The sequence below is a fragment of the Variovorax sp. VaC1 genome (genome assembly GCF_043658315.1).
Lineage (GTDB): Bacteria > Pseudomonadota > Gammaproteobacteria > Burkholderiales > Burkholderiaceae_C > Variovorax.
The window spans coordinates 28,370-49,491 of the sequence record NZ_JBIGLT010000001.1 but is presented as its reverse complement, the minus strand read 5'-3'; the positions used below and the strand labels follow the sequence as shown (position 1 = coordinate 49,491).

Below are 21,122 nucleotides of genomic sequence, written 5' to 3'. Positions count from 1 at the left end.
ACCGTGCCGGCGGCTTAGGCTGCCGCCTTGGGTGCTGCGGCTGCAGCTTGCTTGATCAGGCGCAGGACCGTGGGCGAGGCTTGGGCGCCAACGCTCTTCCAGTAGGTCAGGCGGTCCTGGGCAATGCGGATGCTTTCTTCGTTTTCCTTGGCGGTCGGGTTGTAGAAACCCAGGCGCTCGATGAAACGGCCATCGCGGCGAACACGCTTGTCCGACACGACGATGTTGAAGAACGGACGGCCTTTGGAGCCGCCGCGGGAGAGTCGAATGACGACCATGATTTATCCTTGGGTGGTCAGCGAGCCAGTTGGATGAGAAAGAGGCCCGCTCACAATGTTCTTCCAGCGTCGAGACACGCGACATGGCCACCCGGCCAGCGACACGCTGAAAAGCCTGCGATTATAGCCCGCTCCGCGTTTTCTCCGAATTTTCGGCTCCGCGCCGTCTCTTTTCCACCGCATGACCCTCACCATCCGCCCCAGCCGTGACGACGATGTCGCGGCCATCACGGCCATTTACGCCCACCATGTGCTGCACGGCACGGGCACCTTCGAGACCGAGCCGCCCTCCGCCGCCGACATGGCCGCGCGCCGCGCCGACGTGCTCGGCAAGAACCTGCCCTACCTGGTCGCGGAAGAAAATGGCGAAGTGCTGGGGTTTGCCTATTGCAACTGGTTCAAGCCGCGCCCGGCCTATCGTTTTTCCGCGGAAGACTCGATCTACATGTCGGAGTCAGCACGCGGCAAGGGTCTGGGTGCCAAGCTGCTGGCATCGCTGTCGCAGGCGGCCGAAGCCATCGGCGTTCGCAAGCTGATCGCGGTGATCGGCGATTCCGCCAACGCCGGCTCCGTCGGCGTTCACCGCAGCCAGGGCTTCACCCACGTGGGCGTGCTCAAGGACTGCGGCTGGAAGTTCGGCGAATGGCGCGATGTGGTCCTGATGGAAAAGGTGCTCGGCGAAGGCAGCACGACAAAACCCGAATGAAAAGCAAAACTACCGCCGCGTGGCTCTCTTTCCTCGGCGGCCCGCTGGGGCTGCACCGGTTCTACCTGCGCGGCATGGGCGACTGGCTCGGCTGGCTGCTGCCCATTCCCACGGCGCTGGGCATCTACGGCATCGAGCGCGTGCGCATGTACGGCGTGGACGACGGCCTGAGCTGGGCGCTGATCCCCATGCTGGGTTTCACCATCGCGGGCTGCGCGCTGATGGCCATCATCTATGGCCTCATGACGCCCGAGAAATGGAATGCCCGCTTCAACCCCAGCGCATCGACCGACGCCGAACCCGGCCGCACGAACTGGTTCACGATCGGCGCCGTGGTGCTCGCGCTCTTCTTCGGCAGCACGATCCTGATGGCCAGCATCGTGTTCAGCTTCCAGCGCTACTTCGAGCACCAGATCGAAGAGGGCCGGAAGATTTCCCAGTAGCCGCCGTCAGAACAGCTGCATGCTGATCCAGTAGGCGATCGCGGCCACGAAGGCCGAGGCGGGAATCGTGAAGATCCATGCCCAGACGATGTTGCCGGCCACGCCCCAGCGCACCGCGCTGGCGCGCTGCACGGAACCCACGCCGACGATGGCGCCCGTGATGGTGTGCGTGGTCGACACCGGAATGCCCAGCGCCGTCGCCAGGAACAGCGTCAGCGCGCCACCCGTTTCCGCGCAGAAGCCGCCCACGGGCTTCAGCTTGGTGATCTTCTGCCCCATCGTCTTCACGATGCGCCAGCCGCCGAACATGGTGCCCAATGCAATCGCGGTGTAGCAACTCACGATCACCCAGTTCGGCGGCGTCGCATCGCTCGCAGACGCATAGCCGGTGGCGATCAGCAGCATCCAGATGATGCCGATGGTCTTTTGCGCATCGTTGCCGCCGTGGCCCAGGCTGTAGGCGCCGGCCGAAACCAACTGCAGCCGCCGGAACCACCGGTCAACGCGCGAAGGCGTGGCGCGCCGGAAACCCCAGGCCACCAGGACCATCATCATCGAGCCCAGCAGGAAGCCCAGCAGCGGCGACACGAAGATGAAGGCCACCGTCTTCCAGATGCCCGAGGCCACCAAGCCGCCGGTGCCGGTCTTGGCGATGACCGCACCCACGATGCCGCCGATCAGCGCATGCGAAGAGCTGCTCGGAATGCCGTAGTACCAGGTCACGAGGTTCCAGCTGATCGCGCCGATGAGCGCGCCGAACACCACATGCACGTCGACCACACCAGGCTGAGCGATGCCCTTGCCCACCGTGGCGGCCACGCTCAGGTGAAAGATGAAGATCGCGATCAGGTTGAAGAAAGCCGCGAACACCACGGCCTGCCCGGGCTTGAGAACGCCGGTGGACACCACCGTCGCGATCGAATTGGCGGCGTCGTGGAACCCGTTCATGAAGTCGAACAGGATCGCGAGCACGACCAGCACTATCACCACCCAGAGGGCGACCTGAACCGTTGCCATCGGTTGCTACCCGCTCAGGAGTTCTCGAGGACGATGCCCTCGATCACATTGGCCACGTCTTCGCACTTGTCGGTGATCGTTTCGAGCAATTCGTAGATCGCCTTGAGCTTGATCACCTCGCGCACATCGGGCTCCTCGCGGAACAGCTTGCTCATGGCGCTGCGCATCACGCGGTCGGCATCCGACTCGAGGCGGTCGATTTCCTCGCAGGTCTTGAGGGTGGCTTCGGCCACCGCCGGGTCGGCGATCTTGCCCAGGAACTTGACGGCATCCTTCAGGCGATCGCAGCACTTCACGCTGAGCGCGGTCAGGCGCACGATCTCGTCGGTCATGTGGCGCACGTCGTACAGCGCCATGGTCTCGGCCGAGTCCTGGATCAGGTCGGCCACGTCGTCCATCGTGTTGATGAGCTTGTGGATCTGCTCGCGGTCGATGGGCGTGATGAAGGTCTTGTGGATCAGCCGGTTGACGTCGTGCGTGACGCGGTCGGCCGCGCGCTCGGCGTTGTCGACGTCGCGGTTGTACTGCTCGCGCAGGTGCACGTCGCTGTAGTTGGCGACCAGTTGCTCGAACGCCCTGGCCGCCTCCACGATGCGCTCGGCGTGCTGGTTGAACATCTCGAAGAAATTGCCCTCGCGGGGCAGCAGCTTGCCGAACATGGAAACTCCTGGGGGTGCGCCAATCACAATTTCATGACGCCTTCATGAAAAAACCGGCGAAGTTTAACGGGCGCGCGGGCCCACCCCCGCCCAACCGGCTTTTCGGAACCACCAGAGCGCCCGAAATTCAGGCAGGCAAGCGCAACACCGGCAGATGCCAGCCAGCGCAAATCCCCTCCATACGACGCGTCACGATCAACAGCACGACCGCATGAAGGTCCAGGATGTGCGGCACACCGACGGCCGTCTGCAGCGCTAGACGATGCGCTTGACCACCTGGCCAGTGACGCGCGCCAACGCCGCGCGCGGCACCTTGTCGGGTGCGATTTCGGCGAGCGGCTTCAGCACGAAGGCGCGCTCGCGCATGCGGGGATGCGGCAGGGTCAGCGTCGGGGTATCGATCACCGAATTGCCGTGCATCAGCAGGTCGAGGTCGAGCGTGCGCGGTGCATTGGGAAAGGGCCGTTCGCGGCCCGCCAGCGTTTCGAGGCGCTGCAATGCCACGAGAAACTGCTCTGCATCCAGGCCGGTGCGCACGGCCACCACGGCATTGATGAAATCGGGGCCTTCGGCATCCACCGGCTCGCTGCGATAGAGCGACGAACGGGCCGTCACCTGCGTGCGCTGCAGTGCACCGATGGCGGCCATGGCGGCCTTCACGGACGCCTCGGCATCGCCCAGGTTGGCACCGATGGCCACGAAGGCCTGCACGGTCGGGTAGTCCTCACGAGGGCCGCGCGGACGACGCACCGGGGCGCTGGCGGGCGCACGGCGCGCGGGCGGGCCGCTTCTGGCGCCAGGCGCCGGTGGCTTGGCGCCGCCCGCGCGTGACGGCGCAGGCTTGGCCTTGCCGGCCCCGACGGTTTTGGCCGCAGGACTCTTCTTCTTGCCGCTCTTCGGCTGGTCGGACGCGCTCATTCGCTCGCGGCGCTGCCGCCGCCCTCACCGCCACCACCTGCGGGACGCGGCTTGCGACGGCGACGGCGCTTGCGCGGCGCGGCGGCTTCGCCATCGGGCGGCACGGCAACGGCTTCGACTTCGTCGTCCGACTCGGCCTCCTCGTTTCGGCGCGCGGCCGGCTCGCTGTTGCGGGGCTTCGGCGCCGGGGTCTCGCGCACCCGCACGCGCTGGCGCACCTTCTGCTCTTCGCGCACCTGCTCCAGCAGGTCCTGGCGGCGCAGGTCGTCGGCGGTGCTGAACTCTTGCCACCACTCGGCAATCGCCTCGCTGACCTCGCCCACGTCAGCGCGCAGTCGCATGAAGTCGAAGGCGGCGCGAAAACGCGCCTGCTCAACCAGGCTGTAGGGCGTGGAGCCGGTGCGCTTGTCGAAGCGCGGCTGCATCATCCAGATCTCGCGCATGTCGGCCGCCAGCTTGCCGCGGCCCGACACGTCGCCGATGCGGGCATTGAACACGTCGTCGATGGCATCCTGCAGCGCCGGGAACGGCGCCTGCGGACGCTGGCCGCGCTGGCCTTCCTGGCGCTGGGCCCAACCGTCGCGCACGTCGGCCCACAGCACGCAGGCCAGCAGGAAGCTCGGCGCAACCGGCTTGCCTTCGCCGACACGGCGGTCGGTGTCCTGCAGGGCGGCCTTCACGAAGGGCTGGTCGGCACGCTCGACCACCACATCGAGCAGCGGATAGATGCCCTTGGCCAGCCCCAGCTTGTTCAGTTGCTCGACCGTGGCAATCGCATGGCCGGTCTGCAACAACTTGAGCATTTCGTCGAACAGGCGACTTTGCGGCACGTCGGCCAGCAGCTTGCTCGACTCGATCAGCGGCGCCGCCGTCTTGGCTTCCATCTTGAAGCCCAGGGCCGCGAGCTTGGCCGAGAAGCGAATGGCGCGAATGATGCGCACCGGGTCTTCGCGGTAGCGCGTGGCCGGGTCGCCGATCATGCGCAGCGTGAGCTTCTGGGCGTCCTTGATGCCGTTGTGATAGTCAACCACGACCTGGTTGGCCGGGTCGTAGTACATGGCGTTGACGGTGAAGTCGCGGCGCGCCGCGTCTTCTTCCTGCGGGCCCCAGACGTTGTCGCGCAGCACGCGACCGCTGGCGTCCACGGCGTGCTTCATGCTGGCCAGCTCACCCTTGCTGGTGCGCTCGTTGCCCGCCACCTGCTCGGCGGCGGTGTTGTCCATGTAGGCGCGGAAGGTCGAGACCTCGATCACCTCATGCTCGCGGCCCCGGCCGTACACCACGTGCACGATGCGAAAGCGCCGCCCGATGATGAAGGCGCGGCGAAACAGCGACTTGACCTGCTCGGGCGTGGCATTGGTGGCCACGTCGAAATCCTTGGGGCGCAGCCCCAGCAGCAGGTCGCGCACCGCGCCACCCACCACATAGGCCTCGTAGCCCGCCTGCTGCAGCGTGGTGACCACGTTCTTCGCGCGTTCGTCGACCAGGGCCGGATCGATCTTGTGAACCTCTGCCGGCACCTCCTGGCGCTTGCCGAAGCGGCTCTTGCCCTGTGTGCTGCCGGCGGTCTTGCCGAGCAGCTTGTCGATGAATTTCTTGATCATTGTTGGTTGAAAGCCTTGTTCGCTCTTTTATTCGTTCTCGAGCATGGAGCGGATCAGCGGAATCGTGATCGCGCGTTGCGTCTGCAAGGCATAGCCGTCGAGCTGCGTGAGCAGCTCCATCAGGCTGCCCAGATCGCGGCTGAAGCGGTGAAGCATGTAGTCGAGCACGTCGTCGGACAGCATCACGCCGCGCGCATCGGCCGCCTGGCGCAGCACCGCGCGGCGTTCGCTTTCGCTCAGCACCTGCAGATGGAAGACATGGCCCCAGCCGAGGCGGGTGCGCAGGTCTTCGCGCAACGGCAGGTCGGCCGGCGGCAAGGCGCCCGCGCCCACCACGCCGCGCTGCAGTGTCTGGGCGTTGACGAACCAGTTGAAGGCCGCGTGCTGCTGCACCGCGGTGTAGAGGTGGACGTCGTCGAGCAGGACGGCGCCCCAGCGCTCGTCGAACTCGGGCGGCTCCAGCAGGCCGGCGTGGAGCCAGCCCACGCTGGCGCCCTGCTCGCGCAGTGCGACACGCACCGATTCGAGCAGATGGGTCTTGCCACTGCCGCTTTCGCCCCAAAGATAGGTTGGCACCGGCGAGTGCAGCACAGGGCTGCCGGCGCTGCCCGCCCACAGTTGCAGGTGGCTCAGCGCGGCCTCGTTGGGGCCGGCAAAAAAGGCGTCGAAGCTGGGGCCCGTCGCAATGCCGATATCGAGCGCGAGCTGTTTCATCCCGGGAAGGTTCATGGAGGGGGCCGCGAGGGCCCTTAAAATCGTGAGGAATTCTATCGGCCCGGCCGCCTCGGTTACCGGCGCCTCCCCTTCGCCCTCTGTTCGCCCCCTTCTCGACCTCGACCGCCCATGACTTCCTCCACGCCCACCCCGCTCAGCTACAAGGATGCAGGTGTCGATATCGATGCTGGCGACGCCCTCATCGACCGCATCAAGCCCCTTGCCAAGAAGACCCTGCGCGAAGGCGTTCTGGCCGGCATCGGCGGTTTCGGCGCCCTGTTCGAAGTGCCCAAGCGCTACAAAGAGCCGGTGCTGGTGAGCGGCACCGACGGCGTGGGCACCAAGCTCAAGCTGGCTTTCGAATGGAACATGCACGACACCGTCGGCATCGACCTCGTGGCCATGAGCGTCAACGACGTGCTGGTGCAGGGCGCCGAGCCCCTGTTCTTCCTCGACTACTTCGCCTGCGGCAAGCTGGACGTGGACACCGCCGCCGCGGTCATTGGCGGCATCGCCCGCGGCTGCGAGCTTTCGGGCTGCGCGCTGATCGGCGGCGAAACCGCTGAAATGCCCGGCATGTACCCGGCCGGTGAATACGATCTGGCGGGCTTTGCGGTCGGCGCGGTCGAAAAGTCGAAGATCCTCACGGGCCAGAACGTCAAGCCCGGCGACGTGGTGCTGGGCCTGGTCTCGGCCGGCGTGCATTCCAACGGTTTCAGCCTGGTGCGCAAGGTGATCGAGCGCGCAGGCGCCGACCTGCCCTCCACCCTCGACGGCAAGCCCTTCCGCGAAGCCGTGATGGAGCCCACCCACCTGTACGTGAAGCCCGTGCTCGAAGCGCTGGCCAAGCATCCGATCAAGGCCCTGGCCCACATCACCGGTGGCGGCCTGCTCGAAAACATCCCGCGCGTGCTGCCCGAAGGCACGGCCGCCCACCTCAAGAAGGGAAGCTGGCCGCAGACCGAGCTGTTCGCCTGGCTGCAGAAGGTGGCCGGCATCGACGACATCGAGATGAACCGCACCTTCAACAACGGCATCGGCATGGTCGTGGTGATCGACGCGGCCGAAGCCGCCGCCTGTGCCGCCACCCTGCGTGCCGCCGGTGAAACGGTGCATGAAATCGGCGTGATCGCCGCGCGCGGCGAAGGCGCCGCGGTGGTCGTCGGCTGACCGCCGGCTGCTCCGTCCATTTTCCTGAGCAGAGCACCCGCACCCCGGATGGCCAAGAAGCCGCAACAACCCTCCACGACGGCCGTTTCCGCGGCTTCCACGGCCCCCATCCCACGCGTGACAGCCTCGCGCGGCGTGATGATCGCAAGCTACCTGCTGATGCTGGGGACGCTGCTGCTGGTGATGTGGGAACACCTGCTGCCGGGCCTGTTGTGCGTCTGCATCGGTTTCCTGGCCACCCGCTGGTTCGCGCGCGTGCTGACCAGCGGCCTCAAGCGCGTTCCGCCGCTCGCCAAGCACGCCGAGGGCTGGGCCGGCGTGCTGGCCGTCATCCTCGTGCTGCTCGGCCCGATCGCGCTGGTCACGCTGCTGCTGTCGCAGGCCCGCGAATACATCGTCGATGCGCCCGACCAGTACCGCGAACTGCTCGACTACACGGCCCGCACCATCCTCGAATTGCGCTCCAAGCTGCCGGGCGAGATCGCGGCGTACCTGCCGGAGGGCGCGGCCGAGATCCAGCGCGTGATCGCCAACTACCTGCGCGCGCAGGCCGGTTCGCTGGCCATGGCCGGGCGGGCCTGGCTGCACGGGCTGCTCTTTTCCTATGTGGGCCTGATCGTCGGCAGCCTTGCCGCCGTCGCGCAAGCCCCGCTGCGCCGCAAGCCGCTGGCCGAACAACTGCACCAGCGCGTGGAAACCTTCGGCGAGGCCTTCGGCCAGATCGTGGCGGCCCAGTTCTGGATCGCGGCCTTCAACACGCTGCTCACCGCCATCTTCCTGCTCTTCATCATGCCGATGTGGGGCGCGCACCTGCCGTACACGCCGGCGCTCATCACGCTGACCTTCCTGGCCGGGCTGGTGCCGATCGTGGGCAACCTGGTGTGCAACTCGGTGATCACGCTGGTGGGCCTGTCGGTGTCGCCGGTCACGGCGCTGGCCTGCCTGATCTTCCTGATCGTGATCCACAAGGCCGAGTACGTGATCAACGCCAAGGTGGTGGGCGCACGCACGCAGATGAGCGTGTGGGAACTGCTGGCCGTGATGTTCGTGGCCGAGGCGGTGTTCGGGCCGGCCGGTCTGGTGGCGGCGCCGCTGTATTACGCGTACCTGAAGAAAGAGCTGCAGGCGGCGGCGCTGGTCTGAAGGAGCCACGGCCTTCAGGGCTTCGTCCTGATGGCCCGATGTCCTGATGTCCTGATGTCCTGATCTGATCGATTCTGGTCCGCTCCCGAACGGACCCTTGGGCTGGCAACGCACAAGAATAGGCGGCATCATCCATTCCGCCCTTGCGAGCCACCGCCATGAAAACCTGTCTGATTGTGATTGACGCCCAGGCGTCGTTTCGCCAGCGCCCCTACTGGGACGAACGCCAGGCCGCCCCCTACCTCGCCGCGCAGAACGCGCTCATTGCAGGCTGCGTTGCCGCCGGCACGCCGATCGTGCGGATCTTCCATGTCGACGAACCGGCCGACGCGAGCAATCCCTTCGCGGTCGAATCGGGCCACATCCGCCCCATCGAGGGCCTGGCCGATTTCGAGGCCACGGCCACCTTCACCAAGCACCGGCACAGCGCGCTGGTCAACAGCGGGCTCGACATCTGGCTCACGCAGAACGGCATCGGCCGGCTGATCGTGAGCGGCATCCGCACCGAGCAATGCTGCGAAACCACCACGCGCCATGCCTCGGACCTGGGTTGGGAGGTCGACTACGTGACCGACGCCACCCTCACCTTCGACATGACCCAGCCCGACGGCCAGCCGCTGGCCGCCGCCGACATCAAGGCGCGCACCGCCACCGTGCTGCACGGCCGGTTCGCCACGGTCTGCAGCGTGGCGCAGGCGCTGGAACGTGCCAGCGCGAAGGCCAGCGCATGAGCCTGCGCGTGCTGATCCTGGCCTACGACGGCGTCGAGGCGCTGGACTTCGCCGGCCCCTGCGAGGTGTTCACCACCGCCAGCCGCGTCAGCCAGCGGATGCAGCCCGGCACGGCCGCACCGTTCGAGGTGGCCTCGGTCGCGCAGGCATCGCCCGTGCAGGCGCGCGCCGGCCTTCGCCTGCTGGCGGATCACACGCTCGAAGGCAGCCCGAAAGCCGACGTGCTGATCGTTCCCGGTGGCGTGGTCGATGTGCCGATGGCCTGCCCCGACACCTTGCGCTGGATCGCGAAGAGCGCAGCCGGCGCAGAGCTCGTGGCATCGGTCTGCACCGGCGCCTTCCTGCTCGCAAAAAGCGGCGTGGTCACCCGCGAAGCGGTCACCACGCACTGGGAAGACATCGCCGACCTGCGCGCGCAGTTTCCGCAGCTCGACGTGCGCGAAGGCGTGCGCTGGGTCGACAGCGGCCGCGTCGTCAGCTCGGCCGGCATCAGCGCGGGCATCGACATGAGCCTGCACCTGGTCGAACGCCTTGCCGGACGCGAACTGGCCGAGCGCACCGCACGCCAGATGGACTACGCATGGACCCGCAACAACAGCCCATCCGCGTAGTCTTCGCGCTCCTGCCCGGCAGCCTGGTGCTCGACTGGGCCGGACCGGCCGAGGCGCTGCGCATCGCCAACCAGCGGCTGCGCGCCATGGGCCAGCCCGAGCGCTTCACGATCGAGTTTGCGAGCCCCCGGCCCGATTCGCTCAGCTCGGTCGGCGTCGCGCTCGCCGGGCTGGCGCCGCTGCCCATACAGTGGGACGGCCCGGCCTGGGTGGTGCTGGTCGGCCTGCCCGGGAACAGCATCGCCATCGACAACCCCGAGGCGCAAGACCTGTTGCACTGGCTGCGCGGCCTGCGCTTCGAACGCGACCGGCTGGAACTGGTGACGATCTGCGCAGGCGCCGTGCTCGCGGCCCACGCTGGCGCGCTCGCGGGCCGGCGTGCCACCACACACCACCATCACCTGGACGAACTGCGCACCGTGGAGCCGCGCTGCGACGTGGTGGCCAACCGCGTCTTCGTGATCGACCCACCGCTCTACAGCAGCGCGGGCGTCACGACCGGCATCGACCTCGTGCTCCACCGCATCGGCGAGATTTGCGGCGAAGCCCTCGCGGCCCAAGTGGCACAGACCATGGTCGTGGCGCTGCGGCGCGGCCCGCAAGACCCGGAGCTGTCGCCCTTTCTCGCCTACCGCAACCATCTGCACGCTGCGCTGCACCGGGTGCAGGACGCGGTCAGCGAACAGCCACAGGCCGAGTGGAGCGTGCCGCGCATGGCGGAGGTGGCGCACACCTCGGCGCGCCATCTCACGCGCCTGTTCGTGGAGCATGCGGGCGTGGCGCCGCTGGCATACCTGCGCCGGCTGCGGCTGGCGGCCGCGCAACTGGCGCTGGCCTCGGGCGCGAACGTCACGCGGGCGGCGGAGCTGTCGGGCTTCGGCTCCGACACGCAACTGCGTCGCGCGTGGCACCAGTTCGGCTTGCCGGGGTCGCCGTCCGAGGCGAATTCGCCGCTGAAAACCTGACGGGTGCCCTGGGCGCGCCCAGGGCGCTCAGTGCCAGACGCCCGCGGGCGCGGGACCGGGCACGCGCAGCAGCTTGTCGTCGCCGATCTCCAGCAGGCGGTTGGCCGCATAGCTGTTCTGCGAATCGGGCTCCAGCGCAGCGCTGATCAACGGTGACAGCGGTTGCGCCAGCGACACATAGAAACTGCCCGGCGGCATCACGGCCCGCCCCATCCTTGGCCGCACGCGGAAGGCGCGGATCGCCTCGCCGTCCTCGATGGCACCGCGCGCGTCCTGCCGCTGGCCGTCGCTCTGCGACAGGATCTCGTAGCGCTCGATCTGCCACGGCGCGGCGCTGTCGATGCGCTCGACACGCACGCCCAGCAGCTGCAGCCGCTGCACAGCCACCGTTTCACTGGCCGCCAGCAGGTAGCCGCACGGGCGCGGGCGCGCATTGGCGATCTTCAGCGGCTCGGCCGCGCGCCACTCGACATCGACCGCTTTTTCTTCTCCGCTCTTCGCATCGAGAAAGTCCAGGCGCTGGCGCGTCGTCGTCTGCCAGGCCTCGACCACGAGGTCGCCATGGCAGGCGTCGGCCTTCGCGCGCTGGCCGGCCTGCGCGGTGAGCTGCATCAGCGCCGGCCCCTGGCGCGCCGCCGTCTCGATGACGGTGGTGGCGGCCAGCACCTGCGTGTACACGCGACGGGCGAAATGCGCGCGGCCCAGCCCCACGCCCCGTACTTCCAGCAGCAGGCTCACGGCCTGGTGCAGGCCGCTCACATTGCGGCCGGTGTCGGGCTGCACGCCGCCCATCGAGACGGTGCGGTCGGCGCTCTTGCCGCCCGAAGTGGTGTGGTACTTGAAGCCCTGCAGCCCCGCCTGCGTGAACGCGGCCTGGATGGCGTCGATGTAGTCGCGCTGCGCGCTCGCGGCAATGGCGGCGTCGAGGTTGCCCACGGTGGCGGGCTGCAAAAGGCCGTCGTACTTCATGACCGCGCCGAACTTGTCGATCCAGCGGCCGCCGACGGTGAACTCGTGCAGGTCGAGCACCACCTGCGGCCGAAAGCGCAGCGTGGCCGCCGCGATCAGGCGGGCTTCGGGCGTGCGCAGCAGCAGGTGGTCGCGGTTCACGTCGATGCCGTTGGCGGTGACGCGGGTGAAATGCTCCGCGCCATCAGGGTTGCCGCGCGGCAGCAGCACGAGGTTCACCTTCTGCAGCAGCGCCGCGCCCGGCCCGCTGGCGAACTGCTGCGCCAGGGCCAGCACCGCTTCGCCGCCGGCCGGCTCGTTGCCGTGCTGCTGGCCGATCACCATGACGGTGGGCCGCGCGGGATCGATGCGGCCCTGGTCGGCAAGCAGCACCAGCGGCATCTCGCGCCCCTGCTGCGACACGCCCAGGCGCTCGACGCGCACGTTCGGCGACTGGCGCGCCAGCTCATCGAGAAAGGTCAGCACCTCGGCATGCGAAGCGAAATCGGTGCGGCCGGCGCGAAAGCCCGGCGTGGCGTAGCTCACGGGCGGATCGGGAAAGCGCGCCGCAATGGCTGGCGGCTCGACCCACACCTTGGCAGGGTCAAACTGGGCCAAGGCCGATGCGGCCGACAGAGAGGTCAGGCCAAGGATGCACAGGAGGCGGAAGGGAAGGATGCGGCGCATGGCGCGCATTTTCCTCTCGCCCAGGCTGCCGCGGCTTCAGCAGGCGTTCAGTTCGGAGTGCACGCCCGTGCGCGCGCCAGCAGCAGCGCCCGTTCGCGCGTGTTGCGGGTGAGCGAGGCGGCGCGGTCGAATTCCTTGCGCGCCTCGTCGAGGCGGCCGAGCTTGAAAAGCAGGTCGCCGCGTACGGTCGGCAGCAGGTGGTAGCCCTGCAGCGCGGGCTCGCCCATCAGCGCGTCCACCACCTCCAGCCCGGCGGCCGGTCCGAAGGCCATCGACAGCGCAACCGCGCGGTTGAGTTCGACGATGGGCGACGGCGACAGCTCGGCCAGCGCGTCGTAGAGCGCGGCGATGCGCGGCCAGTCGGTTTCGCCGGCGGTGCGTGCGCGGCCGTGGCAGGCGGCAATGGCGGCCTGCAGCGCATAGGGACCGAAGGCGCCGCCGAGCGATTCGGCGCGCGCGAGTGCTGCGAAGCCACGGCGGATCAGCATCTGGTCCCAGCGCGCCCGGTTCTGTTCGAGCAGCAGCACCGGCTCGCCCGAGGCGCCCACGCGCGCGGCCGTGCGGGAGGCCTGGATTTCCATCAGCGCCACCAGCCCGTGCACCTCGGCCTCGCCGGGCACCAGCTCAGCCACGATGCGCCCCAGGCGCAAGGCTTCGTCGCACAGCGCGGGGCGCATCCAGTCGTCGCCGGCGGTGGCGGCGTAGCCCTCGTTGAAGATCAGGTAGAGCACTTCGAGCACCGAGGCGAGCCGCGCTTCGAGTTCATGCCGACGCGGCACCTCGAAGGGCACGCGCGCTTCGGCCAGCGTGCGCTTGGCGCGCACGATGCGCTGCGCCACCGTGGCTTCGGGCACGAGGAAGGCGCGGGCGATTTCGTCGGTGGTCAGGCCGCCCATCAGCCGCAGCGTGAGCGCCACGCGCGCCTCGGTCGACAGCACCGGGTGGCAGGCGGTGAAGACCAGCCGCAGCAGGTCGTCGCCGATGTCGTCGTCGAGCGCGGCATCGACCGCTTCGGCGAAGTCGGCTTGCGCCATCTCGTGCTGCGCGTCGAGTTCGCGGCCGATCTCAGGCGCCTTGCGCTCGGCCAGCTGGCCGCGGCGCAGGCGGTCGAGGGCGCGGTGCTTGGCCACTTGCGTGAGCCAGGCGGCGGGGTTGTCGGGCACGCCTTCTTCAGGCCATTGCTCGAGAGCGGAAACGAGCGCGTCTTGCGCGAGCTCTTCGGCCAAGCCGACGTCGCGCACCATGCGCGCGACCGTGGCGATGATCTTCGCGGACTCGATCCGCCAGACCGCCTCGATCGCGCGATGGATGGCGCCGGCGTCGCGGGTCGCCACGCTCAGCCCTTCTTTTTCTGGTCCTCGGACACGGTCTGCATCGAAGGGAAGGTGCCGGCCACAGCCTGCAGGTCGGGCGAGAAGTCTTCGAGCTCCTGCACCTGGCGCACCTCGATGACTTCGTTCTCGCCACCGGGGCAGCGTGCGGCCCATTCGATGGCTTCGGCGCGGGAGGCCACGTCGATGATCCAGAAGCCGCCAAGTACCTCCTTGGCTTCGGCGAATGGCCCGTCGACGATCTTCGGCTTGCGGCCCTTGAAGCTCACGCGCGCGCCCATCGAAGGCGGGTGCAGGCCGTCGCAGCTGATCAGCACGCCCGCTTTCTGCAGGGATTCGTTGTAGGCCATCATCGCGGTCATTGCGTCGAGGTCTTCGGGCATGGTGCCGGGCGCGGCGGTTTCGTAGCCGTGGGGAATCATCAGCAGCATGAATCGCATGGCAATGTCTCCTTGTGCGGTGCGAGGCTCAGCGGCCGGCCTTGGCGGCGGACTCGGCGCGCAGGCGCTCTTCCTGCGCGAGCAGTTCGGGCGTCATCGAATCGCCGAAGTCCGTGGCTTCGAACACCTGGCGGATCTCGATCTCGCCTTCCTGGAAGGGGCTGCGCTTGATCCACTCGATGGCTTCTTCCTTCGACTTGACCTGCAGCAGCCAGAAGCCGGCGAGCAGTTCCTTGGTTTCGGCGAACGGGCCGTCGATGACGGTGCGCTTCAAGCCTTCGCAGCGCACGCGTGCGCCCCTGGAACTCGGGTGCAGTCCTTCGCCCGCCAGCAGCACGCCGGCCTTGACCAGTTCTTCGTTGAACTTGCCCATCTCGGTGAGGATCTCGGTGCTGGGCATGACGCCCGCTTCGGAATCCTTGTTGGCCTTGACCAGAATCATGAATCGCATGGTGTTTCTCCTGAAGGTTGATGAGAGTCGGGAGACGCTGAAAACCGCGTGCTCCTGTTCACACGTCGCGCGAGCGCAAGGCGGATCGACACGATCACGCCGGTCTATTTGTAATTTTGTGTTTCAAAAACTCGGCCGCACTCAGGGCAGGTAGCCGCAGAAGCGCAGCACGTGCCCGTCGGGCTCGCGGATTGCGAATTCGCGCAGCCCCCAGGGCTGGGAGACCGGCGGCTCGATCACGGTCACGCCGCGCTTCACGTAGGCGGCGTGCAGGCCGTCGATGTCCTTGCCCACGTGGATCACGATTTCGCCGCGCCAGGGCCGGGCTTCGCGGGTGTTGCACTGCCAGAGGCGCAGGTAGACCGGGTCGCCGTAGCTGCGGTCGCCCTTCTTCACGCGGGCGTAGCTGGGCGGTTCGCCGGCGATGAAATCGAGCTCGAAGCCCAGCACGTCGCGAAACCAGCGCGCGGCGCGCGAGACGTCCGACACCGGCAGCACCGGCTGCACGCCATGGAATTCATGCAGGGTGCCCAGGTCGGGCGCCGGAATGACGCCGGCCTTGGTGTCCATCAGCTGGCCATTCGGCGCAGGGTGGCGACGCGCTCGGCGATCGCGTCGATGTCGAGGGCGTCTTCAGCGTTCGACAGGTAGGTTTCGAGGTCGCGCACCGCGAACACCGTGTTGCCCTGCTCCGCGTGCGCCACGCCGCGGTCGCGGTACTCGCCCCAGGCGTTGGGCAGCAGCGCGATCAGGCGGTCTTGCACGGCGATGACGCGCGGCCAGTCTTCCTGCGCGTGGTGCACTTCCTTCAGGTTGCGCAGCATGCGGGCGATGATCTCGCGCGAACTGGCGGGCTGCAGGTACAGGCCCAGCGGCACGTCGAAATCGCCGACGAGGCCGTTGCTGCGCTTGTAGGGCTCCAGCCGCTCGCCCAGTTCCTCGCGCGAGAGCGACTTGCCGGTGAAGGGGTCGATCACGACCTGCCCCTTGGGCAAGGTCACCTTGAGCATGAAGTGGCCCGGAAAACCGATGCCCCGCGCCTGCAGGCCCAGGCCCTGCGCCAGTTCCATCCACAGCACCGCCAGCGAGATCGGAATGCCGCGGCGGGTGCGCAGCACGGCGTTCAGGTAGCTGTTGTCGGGGTCGTAGTAGTCGTTGACGTTGCCGCCGAAGTTCAGGTCGTTGAAGAAGAACTGGTTGAGCGCGCGCAGCCGAGCCAGCGGTGCGGCGTCGGCCGGCAGGCGGCGCTTGAGGCGGGCCAGCAACTGGTCGACATCGCCGAGCACCTGTTGCACGTCGAGCTCGGGGTACTCGTCCTGCGCGAGGCTGGCGGCGGCTTCGAGCAATGGAAACTGCTCGTCGCTGCGGACGAGCGACTCGAAATATTCCAGTGCGGTAGGAACCTGAAAGCTGAACGTCATGTGTCTTTGTAGAGGAGCCCGCCGGGAGCGTCAAGGCGGTGTTTTCCGGCTCGCGCGAAGCCTCAGCGACGCAGGAAACTGCGGGGGCGCACGCCAACGGCCGTGAGCACCGCGAAATAGAGCAGCGCCGAGCCGGCGATCAGCGCGGCGAGCAGGCCGATGCGGTACAGCGGCTGGCCGCGCAGGCCGATCCAGTCGAAGTGGTGCGTACCCCACGCCAGCAAGGCCGCCAGCGCCAGCGCGCCGGCCAGCACCTGCAGCGCGAACCTGCCCCAGCCCGGCTCGGGCTTGTAGCTGCCGCGCCGGATCAGGCCGACCAGCAGCCACGTCGCGTTGACCAGCGCACCGATGGCGATGGTCAGGGTCAGCGCCGCGTGCTGCAGCACCGGCACCAGGAAGAAATTGAGAACCTGGGTGAAAACGAGCACGCCCACGGCGATCAGCATGGGGGTGCGCGTGTCCTGCTTGGCGTAGTAGCCGGGCGCCAGCACCTTCACGGCCACAAGGCCGATCAGCCCGACGCCATAGCCCGTCAGCGCCAGCGCGGTGCGCCGCACGGCGTCGTCGGGGTAGGCGCCGTTGTGAAACAGCACGGCCACCAGCGGCTGCGCGAAAAGCAGCAGCGCGACGGCACATGGCGCCGAGAGCAGCACCACGAGGCGCAGGCCCCAGTCGAGCAACGACGAATAGCGCGCGTCGTCCTTGGCGGCGCGGGCACCGGCCAGTTGCGGCATCAGCACCACGCCCAGCGCCACGCCCAGCATGGCGGTCGGAAACTCCATCAAGCGGTCTGCGTTGGTCACCCAGGTCACGCTGCCCGTGGCGAGGTGCGAGGCGATCTGCGTGTTGATGAGCAGCGATATCTGCGCCACGCTCACACCCAACAAGGCGGGCAGCATGAGCTTCATCACCTTGCGCGTGGTGGGATCTTTCCAGGCGGTGCCCAGCGCCTTGAAGCTGGTGCCGATGCGCGGCATCAGGCCCAGCGCGCGCAGCGCCGGAATCTGCAGGCCCAGTTGCAGCACGCCGCCGAGCATCACGCCCACACATTGCGCATAGATCGGCTCGATGCCGTACCTGCGGAACAGCGGCGCGCCGATCACGATCGACAGGATGAGCGCGATGTTCAGCAGCACCGGCGATGCCGCCGGCACCGCGAACTTGCGCCACGTATTGAGAATGCCGCCCGCCAGCGCCACCAGCGACATGAAGCCGATGTACGGGAACATCCAGCGCGTCATGACGACCGCCGAATCGAAACCGGCCAGCCCGCTGGCCATGGCCCAGACCATCAGCGGCGCGGCCGCCACGCCCACCACGCAGACCACCACCAGCGTCCAGGTCAACAACGTGGCGACGTGGTCGATCAGTTGCCGGGCGCCTTCGTCGCCCGCTTCGGTCTTGCGCCCGGCCAGCACCGGTACGAAAGCCTGGCTGAAGGCGCCTTCGCCGAAGACCCGGCGGAACAGGTTCGGGATGCGGAATGCGACGTTGAAGGCATCGGTCAGCGCGCTGACGCCGAAAACCGAGGCAAACAGCACGTCACGCACAAGGCCCGTGATCCGCGATGCGAGAGTCAGCAGGGAGACGGTGGAGGCGGATTTGAGCAGGGACACGGGGGCGAGTGTAGGGCCCGCAAAGGCCGCCAAATGGGGCAATTCGGAGGAATTGGCAACCCGGCCTATAATGGAGGGCTTTGCTGCATCATCCTCAGACACCTAAGGAACTAAATCATGGCATCCGCCAAGCCCAAGAAAAAGAACCCGCGCCTCGCCTCCGGCCGTAAGCGCGTCCGCCAGGACACCAAGCTCAACGCTGCGAACACCTCGCTGCGCTCCAAATACCGTACCGCTGTCAAGAACGTCGAAAAGGCTGTTCTGGCTGGCGACAAGACCAAGGCAAGCGAACTGTTCGCGAAGGCCCAGAGCATCGTCGACACCGTCGCCGACAAGGGCATCTTCCACAAGAACAAGGCAGCCCGCGACAAGAGCCGCCTGTCGGCCAAGGTCAAGGCCCTCGCCCTCGCGCCTGAAAAGGCCGCCGCCTGACACCTGTCAGGCAAGCCCGGACCGGAATCCTCCGGTCCGCCGTTTGATCGGGGTGCGCTGCAGCAAAGTGTAAAAAACCGCCTTCGGGCGGTTTTTTCATGCCCGTTCGATTCCTGCGCCGGCTTCGGCCAAAAAAAGGAGCCTCAAAAGAGGCCTCAAAGAAAAAGGCCTGTCAGTCAGGCCTTTTTGGGTGGGAGCGCGGCGTTGGGTGGAGGCGGCGTGTCGGGCACGAGGCAGGCCTCGGCCACCTGGAGGTCGTTGTCCCGGGCGAAGTTCACGCAGAAGTCCCAGGCCATGGGCTCGGCGTCGCGCAGGGCACGGTTCACCACCACGCACTTCACGTTGTTGATGGTGGTCGGCACACACCAGGGCGAGTAGCTCAGGTAGCTGCCCGGAAAGGCACCACCGGGACGGAAGGAGCTCATGACACCGGCAAGCCGCTCGGCCCAGTCGCTGGGGCGGAAAGTCCGGCCATCGTGCGTGATGCCCTGGATGAAGATTTCTTTGGCAGTGGGGGAAATCATCGTTGAATGAGGCGCCCGAAGCAGGTGCTGCGGTGCAGCAAGCGATTCTATCCGCGCCACTTTTTGCATCCTGAACATGGGGCATTGCTGTAATGCGGAATCCTCAACGAAGCCGTCAAACCGCGCGCCTAGAATCCGCGTTCCCTATCTGGAGAACCCGAATGAGCGCTACCGCCCAGCCCACCTCGCCCCACGTCATGAACACCTACGGTCGCCTGCCGATCGCACTGTCGCACGGCCAGGGCTGCCGAGTCTGGGACACCACGGGCAAGGCCTACATCGACGGTCTGGGCGGCATCGCCGTCAACACGCTGGGCCACAACCACCCCGAGCTGGTGCCCGCGCTGCAGGACCAGCTGACCAAGCTGATCCACAGCTCCAACTACTACCACGTGACCGGCCAGGAACAGCTCGCCACCAAGCTGACCGAGATCTCGGGCCTGACCAACGCTTTCTTCTGCTGCACCGGCCTCGAAGCCAACGAAGCCGCCCTGAAGCTGGCCCGCAAGTTCGGCCATGACAAGGGCATCGAGCGCCCCGAGATCGTCGTCTACGAAGCCGCCTTCCACGGCCGCAGCATCGCGACCCTGTCGGCCACCGGCAACCCCAAGGTGCAGGCCGGCTTCGGCCCGCTGGTCGAGGGCTTCATCCGCGTGCCGCTGAACGACATCGAGGCGCTCAAGAAGGCGACCGAAGGCAACCCGAACGTGGTCGCCGTGTTCTTCGAGACGATCCAGGGCGAAGGCGGCATCAACCCGATGCGCGTCGATTACCTCAAGCAGGTGCGCCAGCTGTGCGACGAGCGCGACTGGCTCATGATGATCGACGAAGTGCAATGCGGCATGGGCCGCACCGGCAAGTGGTTCGCCCACCAGTGGGCCGGCATCAAGCCTGACGTGATGCCGCTGGCCAAGGGCCTGGGCTCGGGCGTGCCGATCGGCGCCGTGGTGGCCGGCCCCAAGGCCGCCAACATCTTCGGCCCGGGCAACCACGGCACCACCTTCGGCGGCAACCCGCTCGCGATGCGTGCCGGTGTCGAGACCATCCGCATCATGGAAGAGCACAAGCTGCTCGACAACGCTGCCACCGTGGGCGCGCACCTGAAGGCTGCGCTGGAGCGCGAGATCGGCAGCCTGCCCGGCGTGAAGGAAATCCGCGGCCAGGGCCTGATGATCGGCATCGAGCTCGACCGGCCCTGCGGCGTGATCCTGAACCGCGCCTGCGACGCCGGCCTGCTGCTGAGCGTGACGGCCGACAAGGTGATCCGCCTCGTGCCGCCGCTTATCCTGAGCATTGCCGAGGCCGACGAGATCGTCGCCATCCTCGCGCCCATCGTCAAAGCCTTCCTGTCGGAGCCCGCCCCCCAATGACGACCGCCACCGCGAACACCATCCGGCACTACCTGCAGTTCGCCGACTTCACCGCCGACGAGTACGCCTACCTCTTCGATCGCATGGCGATCATCAAGAAGAAGTTCAAGACCTACGAAAAGCACCAGCCGCTGGTCGACCGCACGCTGGCCATGATCTTCGAGAAGGCCAGCACGCGCACCCGCGTGAGCTTCGAGGCCGGCATGTACCAGCTCGGCGGCAGCGTGGTCCACCTGACCACCGGCGACAGCCAGCTGGGCCGCGCCGAGCCCATCGAGGACAGCGCCAAGGTCATCAGCCGCATGGTCGACATCGTGATGATCCGCACCTACGAGCAGACCAAGATCGACGCCTTCGCCGCGCACTCGCGCGTGCCCGTCATCAACGGCCTGACCAACGAGTTCCACCCCTGCCAGATCCTGGCGGACATCTTCACCTACATCGAGCACCGCGGCTCGATCCAGGGCAAGACGGTGGCGTGGGTGGGCGACGGCAACAACATGGCCAACACCTGGCTGCAGGCGGCCGAGATCCTGGGCTTCACGGTGCACGTGAGCACGCCCAGCGGCTACGAGGTCGACCAGTCGATCGCCGGCATCCGCTCGGGCGACAGCTACAAGGTCTTCAAGGACCCGATGGAAGCCTGCCGCGGCGCCGACCTCGTCACCACCGACGTCTGGACCAGCATGGGCTACGAGGCCGAGAACGAGGCCCGCCGCAAGGCCTTTGCCGACTGGTGCGTCGACGAGGACATGATGCGCATCGCCCAGCCCGGCGCCCTCTTCATGCACTGCCTGCCCGCCCACCGCGGCGAGGAAGTGCAGGCCGAGGTCATCGACGGGCCGCAATCGGTGGTGTGGGACGAGGCCGAGAACCGCCTGCACGCGCAGAAGGCGCTGATGGAGTTCCTGCTGCTCGGCAGGCTCTGATCTTCCGGGCCAAA

General features: G+C 67.4%; 24 protein-coding genes. 10 read left to right on the top strand and 14 right to left on the bottom strand.

What is annotated here, in order from left to right:
* Positions 1-14: 14 nt before the first annotated feature.
* Positions 15-278 carry a 30S ribosomal protein S16 gene (gene rpsP / locus ACGLHS_RS00240; RefSeq protein WP_013540078.1) on the bottom strand — a complete coding sequence of 88 codons (264 nt, stop codon included), beginning with the start codon at positions 276-278 and terminating at the stop codon, positions 15-17.
* 181 nt (positions 279-459) lie between these two features.
* Here rpsP and ACGLHS_RS00235 point away from each other — a divergent pair, with 181 nt between their 5' ends.
* Both ACGLHS_RS00235 and ACGLHS_RS00230 read left to right on the top strand, forming a co-directional pair.
* Positions 460-984, top strand: a complete 525-nt coding sequence (locus ACGLHS_RS00235) for a GNAT family N-acetyltransferase (RefSeq protein WP_394475802.1) — start codon at positions 460-462, stop codon at positions 982-984.
* Positions 981-1,427, top strand: coding sequence for an NINE protein (locus tag ACGLHS_RS00230; protein WP_394475800.1), 447 nt, complete (start codon positions 981-983; stop codon positions 1,425-1,427). Before ACGLHS_RS00235 ends, ACGLHS_RS00230 begins: the two co-directional genes overlap by 4 nt.
* 6 nt (positions 1,428-1,433) lie before the next feature.
* Here the strand turns inward: ACGLHS_RS00230 and ACGLHS_RS00225 are convergent, their stop codons facing one another.
* From ACGLHS_RS00225 to hda, 5 genes are all read right to left on the bottom strand, one after another.
* Complete coding sequence (locus tag ACGLHS_RS00225) at positions 1,434-2,444, bottom strand: inorganic phosphate transporter (protein ID WP_093236655.1); 1,011 nt, start codon at positions 2,442-2,444, stop codon at positions 1,434-1,436.
* 14 nt (positions 2,445-2,458) lie between these two features.
* Positions 2,459-3,103: a DUF47 domain-containing protein gene (locus ACGLHS_RS00220; protein WP_012746613.1), complete on the bottom strand. Its 645-nt coding sequence runs from the start codon at positions 3,101-3,103 to the stop codon at positions 2,459-2,461.
* A gap of 255 nt (positions 3,104-3,358) precedes the next feature.
* Positions 3,359-4,021 carry a 2-amino-4-hydroxy-6-hydroxymethyldihydropteridine diphosphokinase gene (gene folK, locus ACGLHS_RS00215; protein WP_394475797.1) on the bottom strand — a complete coding sequence of 221 codons (663 nt, stop codon included), beginning with the start codon at positions 4,019-4,021 and terminating at the stop codon, positions 3,359-3,361.
* Positions 4,018-5,625: a polynucleotide adenylyltransferase PcnB gene (gene pcnB, locus ACGLHS_RS00210; protein ID WP_394475795.1), complete on the bottom strand. Its 1,608-nt coding sequence runs from the start codon at positions 5,623-5,625 to the stop codon at positions 4,018-4,020. Before pcnB ends, folK begins: the two co-directional genes overlap by 4 nt.
* Positions 5,626-5,652: 27 nt before the next feature.
* Positions 5,653-6,339 carry a DnaA regulatory inactivator Hda gene (gene hda / locus ACGLHS_RS00205; protein WP_256327128.1) on the bottom strand — a complete coding sequence of 229 codons (687 nt, stop codon included), beginning with the start codon at positions 6,337-6,339 and terminating at the stop codon, positions 5,653-5,655.
* A 129-nt stretch (positions 6,340-6,468) separates the two neighbouring features.
* Here hda and purM point away from each other — a divergent pair, with 129 nt between their 5' ends.
* The 5 genes from purM (at position 6,469) to ACGLHS_RS00180 (ending at position 10,959) form a co-directional block, all read left to right on the top strand.
* The gene (purM, locus tag ACGLHS_RS00200; RefSeq protein ID WP_394475792.1) at positions 6,469-7,509 is read left to right on the top strand and encodes a phosphoribosylformylglycinamidine cyclo-ligase; all 1,041 of its coding nucleotides are present in this window, start codon (positions 6,469-6,471) and stop codon (positions 7,507-7,509) included.
* A 48-nt stretch (positions 7,510-7,557) separates the two neighbouring features.
* A complete protein-coding gene (locus tag ACGLHS_RS00195; protein ID WP_093236650.1) occupies positions 7,558-8,652 on the top strand; it encodes an AI-2E family transporter in 1,095 nt (364 codons plus the stop codon).
* 158 nt (positions 8,653-8,810) lie between these two features.
* Positions 8,811-9,383: a cysteine hydrolase family protein gene (locus ACGLHS_RS00190; RefSeq protein WP_394475789.1), complete on the top strand. Its 573-nt coding sequence runs from the start codon at positions 8,811-8,813 to the stop codon at positions 9,381-9,383.
* Positions 9,380-9,994: a DJ-1/PfpI family protein gene (locus ACGLHS_RS00185; RefSeq protein ID WP_394475787.1), complete on the top strand. Its 615-nt coding sequence runs from the start codon at positions 9,380-9,382 to the stop codon at positions 9,992-9,994. The genes ACGLHS_RS00190 and ACGLHS_RS00185 overlap by 4 nt, the downstream gene beginning before the upstream one ends.
* A complete protein-coding gene (locus ACGLHS_RS00180; protein WP_394475785.1) occupies positions 9,964-10,959 on the top strand; it encodes a GlxA family transcriptional regulator in 996 nt (331 codons plus the stop codon). The genes ACGLHS_RS00185 and ACGLHS_RS00180 overlap by 31 nt, the downstream gene beginning before the upstream one ends.
* A gap of 27 nt (positions 10,960-10,986) precedes the next feature.
* Here ACGLHS_RS00180 and ACGLHS_RS00175 read toward each other — a convergent pair whose 3' ends face one another.
* From ACGLHS_RS00175 to murJ, 7 genes are all read right to left on the bottom strand, one after another.
* Positions 10,987-12,594 (bottom strand): M14 family metallocarboxypeptidase, encoded by a 1,608-nt coding sequence (locus ACGLHS_RS00175; protein WP_394475783.1) that lies wholly within the window; start codon positions 12,592-12,594, stop codon positions 10,987-10,989.
* A 47-nt stretch (positions 12,595-12,641) separates the two neighbouring features.
* Positions 12,642-13,928, bottom strand: coding sequence for an RNA polymerase sigma factor (locus tag ACGLHS_RS00170; RefSeq protein WP_394475781.1), 1,287 nt, complete (start codon positions 13,926-13,928; stop codon positions 12,642-12,644).
* 2 nt (positions 13,929-13,930) lie between these two features.
* Complete coding sequence (locus ACGLHS_RS00165) at positions 13,931-14,365, bottom strand: YciI family protein (RefSeq protein ID WP_093236644.1); 435 nt, start codon at positions 14,363-14,365, stop codon at positions 13,931-13,933.
* A gap of 28 nt (positions 14,366-14,393) precedes the next feature.
* Positions 14,394-14,816: a YciI family protein gene (locus ACGLHS_RS00160; RefSeq protein ID WP_093236643.1), complete on the bottom strand. Its 423-nt coding sequence runs from the start codon at positions 14,814-14,816 to the stop codon at positions 14,394-14,396.
* Between the two features lie 141 nt (positions 14,817-14,957).
* On the bottom strand, positions 14,958-15,386 hold the full coding sequence (locus ACGLHS_RS00155) for a bleomycin resistance protein (RefSeq protein WP_394475778.1): 429 nt from the start codon (positions 15,384-15,386) through the stop codon (positions 14,958-14,960).
* Positions 15,386-16,237, bottom strand: coding sequence for a SirB1 family protein (locus ACGLHS_RS00150; protein ID WP_093236641.1), 852 nt, complete (start codon positions 16,235-16,237; stop codon positions 15,386-15,388). The genes ACGLHS_RS00155 and ACGLHS_RS00150 overlap by 1 nt, the downstream gene beginning before the upstream one ends.
* A gap of 62 nt (positions 16,238-16,299) precedes the next feature.
* On the bottom strand, positions 16,300-17,853 hold the full coding sequence (gene murJ, locus ACGLHS_RS00145) for a murein biosynthesis integral membrane protein MurJ (protein WP_394475776.1): 1,554 nt from the start codon (positions 17,851-17,853) through the stop codon (positions 16,300-16,302).
* Positions 17,854-17,970: 117 nt separating this feature from the next.
* On the opposite strand from murJ, the gene rpsT reads away from it, so the two are divergent.
* On the top strand, positions 17,971-18,285 hold the full coding sequence (rpsT, locus tag ACGLHS_RS00140) for a 30S ribosomal protein S20 (protein WP_007831346.1): 315 nt from the start codon (positions 17,971-17,973) through the stop codon (positions 18,283-18,285).
* A gap of 176 nt (positions 18,286-18,461) precedes the next feature.
* On the opposite strand, the gene ACGLHS_RS00135 is transcribed toward rpsT, so the two are convergent.
* On the bottom strand, positions 18,462-18,809 hold the full coding sequence (locus tag ACGLHS_RS00135; protein ID WP_093236639.1) for a DUF3579 domain-containing protein: 348 nt from the start codon (positions 18,807-18,809) through the stop codon (positions 18,462-18,464).
* Between the two features lie 161 nt (positions 18,810-18,970).
* Between ACGLHS_RS00135 and ACGLHS_RS00130 the strand changes: the two genes are divergently transcribed.
* Positions 18,971-20,179, top strand: a complete 1,209-nt coding sequence (locus ACGLHS_RS00130; RefSeq protein ID WP_093236638.1) for an aspartate aminotransferase family protein — start codon at positions 18,971-18,973, stop codon at positions 20,177-20,179.
* Entirely contained in the window at positions 20,176-21,108 is a 933-nt protein-coding gene (gene argF, locus ACGLHS_RS00125; protein ID WP_093236637.1) for an ornithine carbamoyltransferase, read from the top strand. Before ACGLHS_RS00130 ends, argF begins: the two co-directional genes overlap by 4 nt.
* The last annotated feature ends 14 nt before the right edge of the window (positions 21,109-21,122 follow it).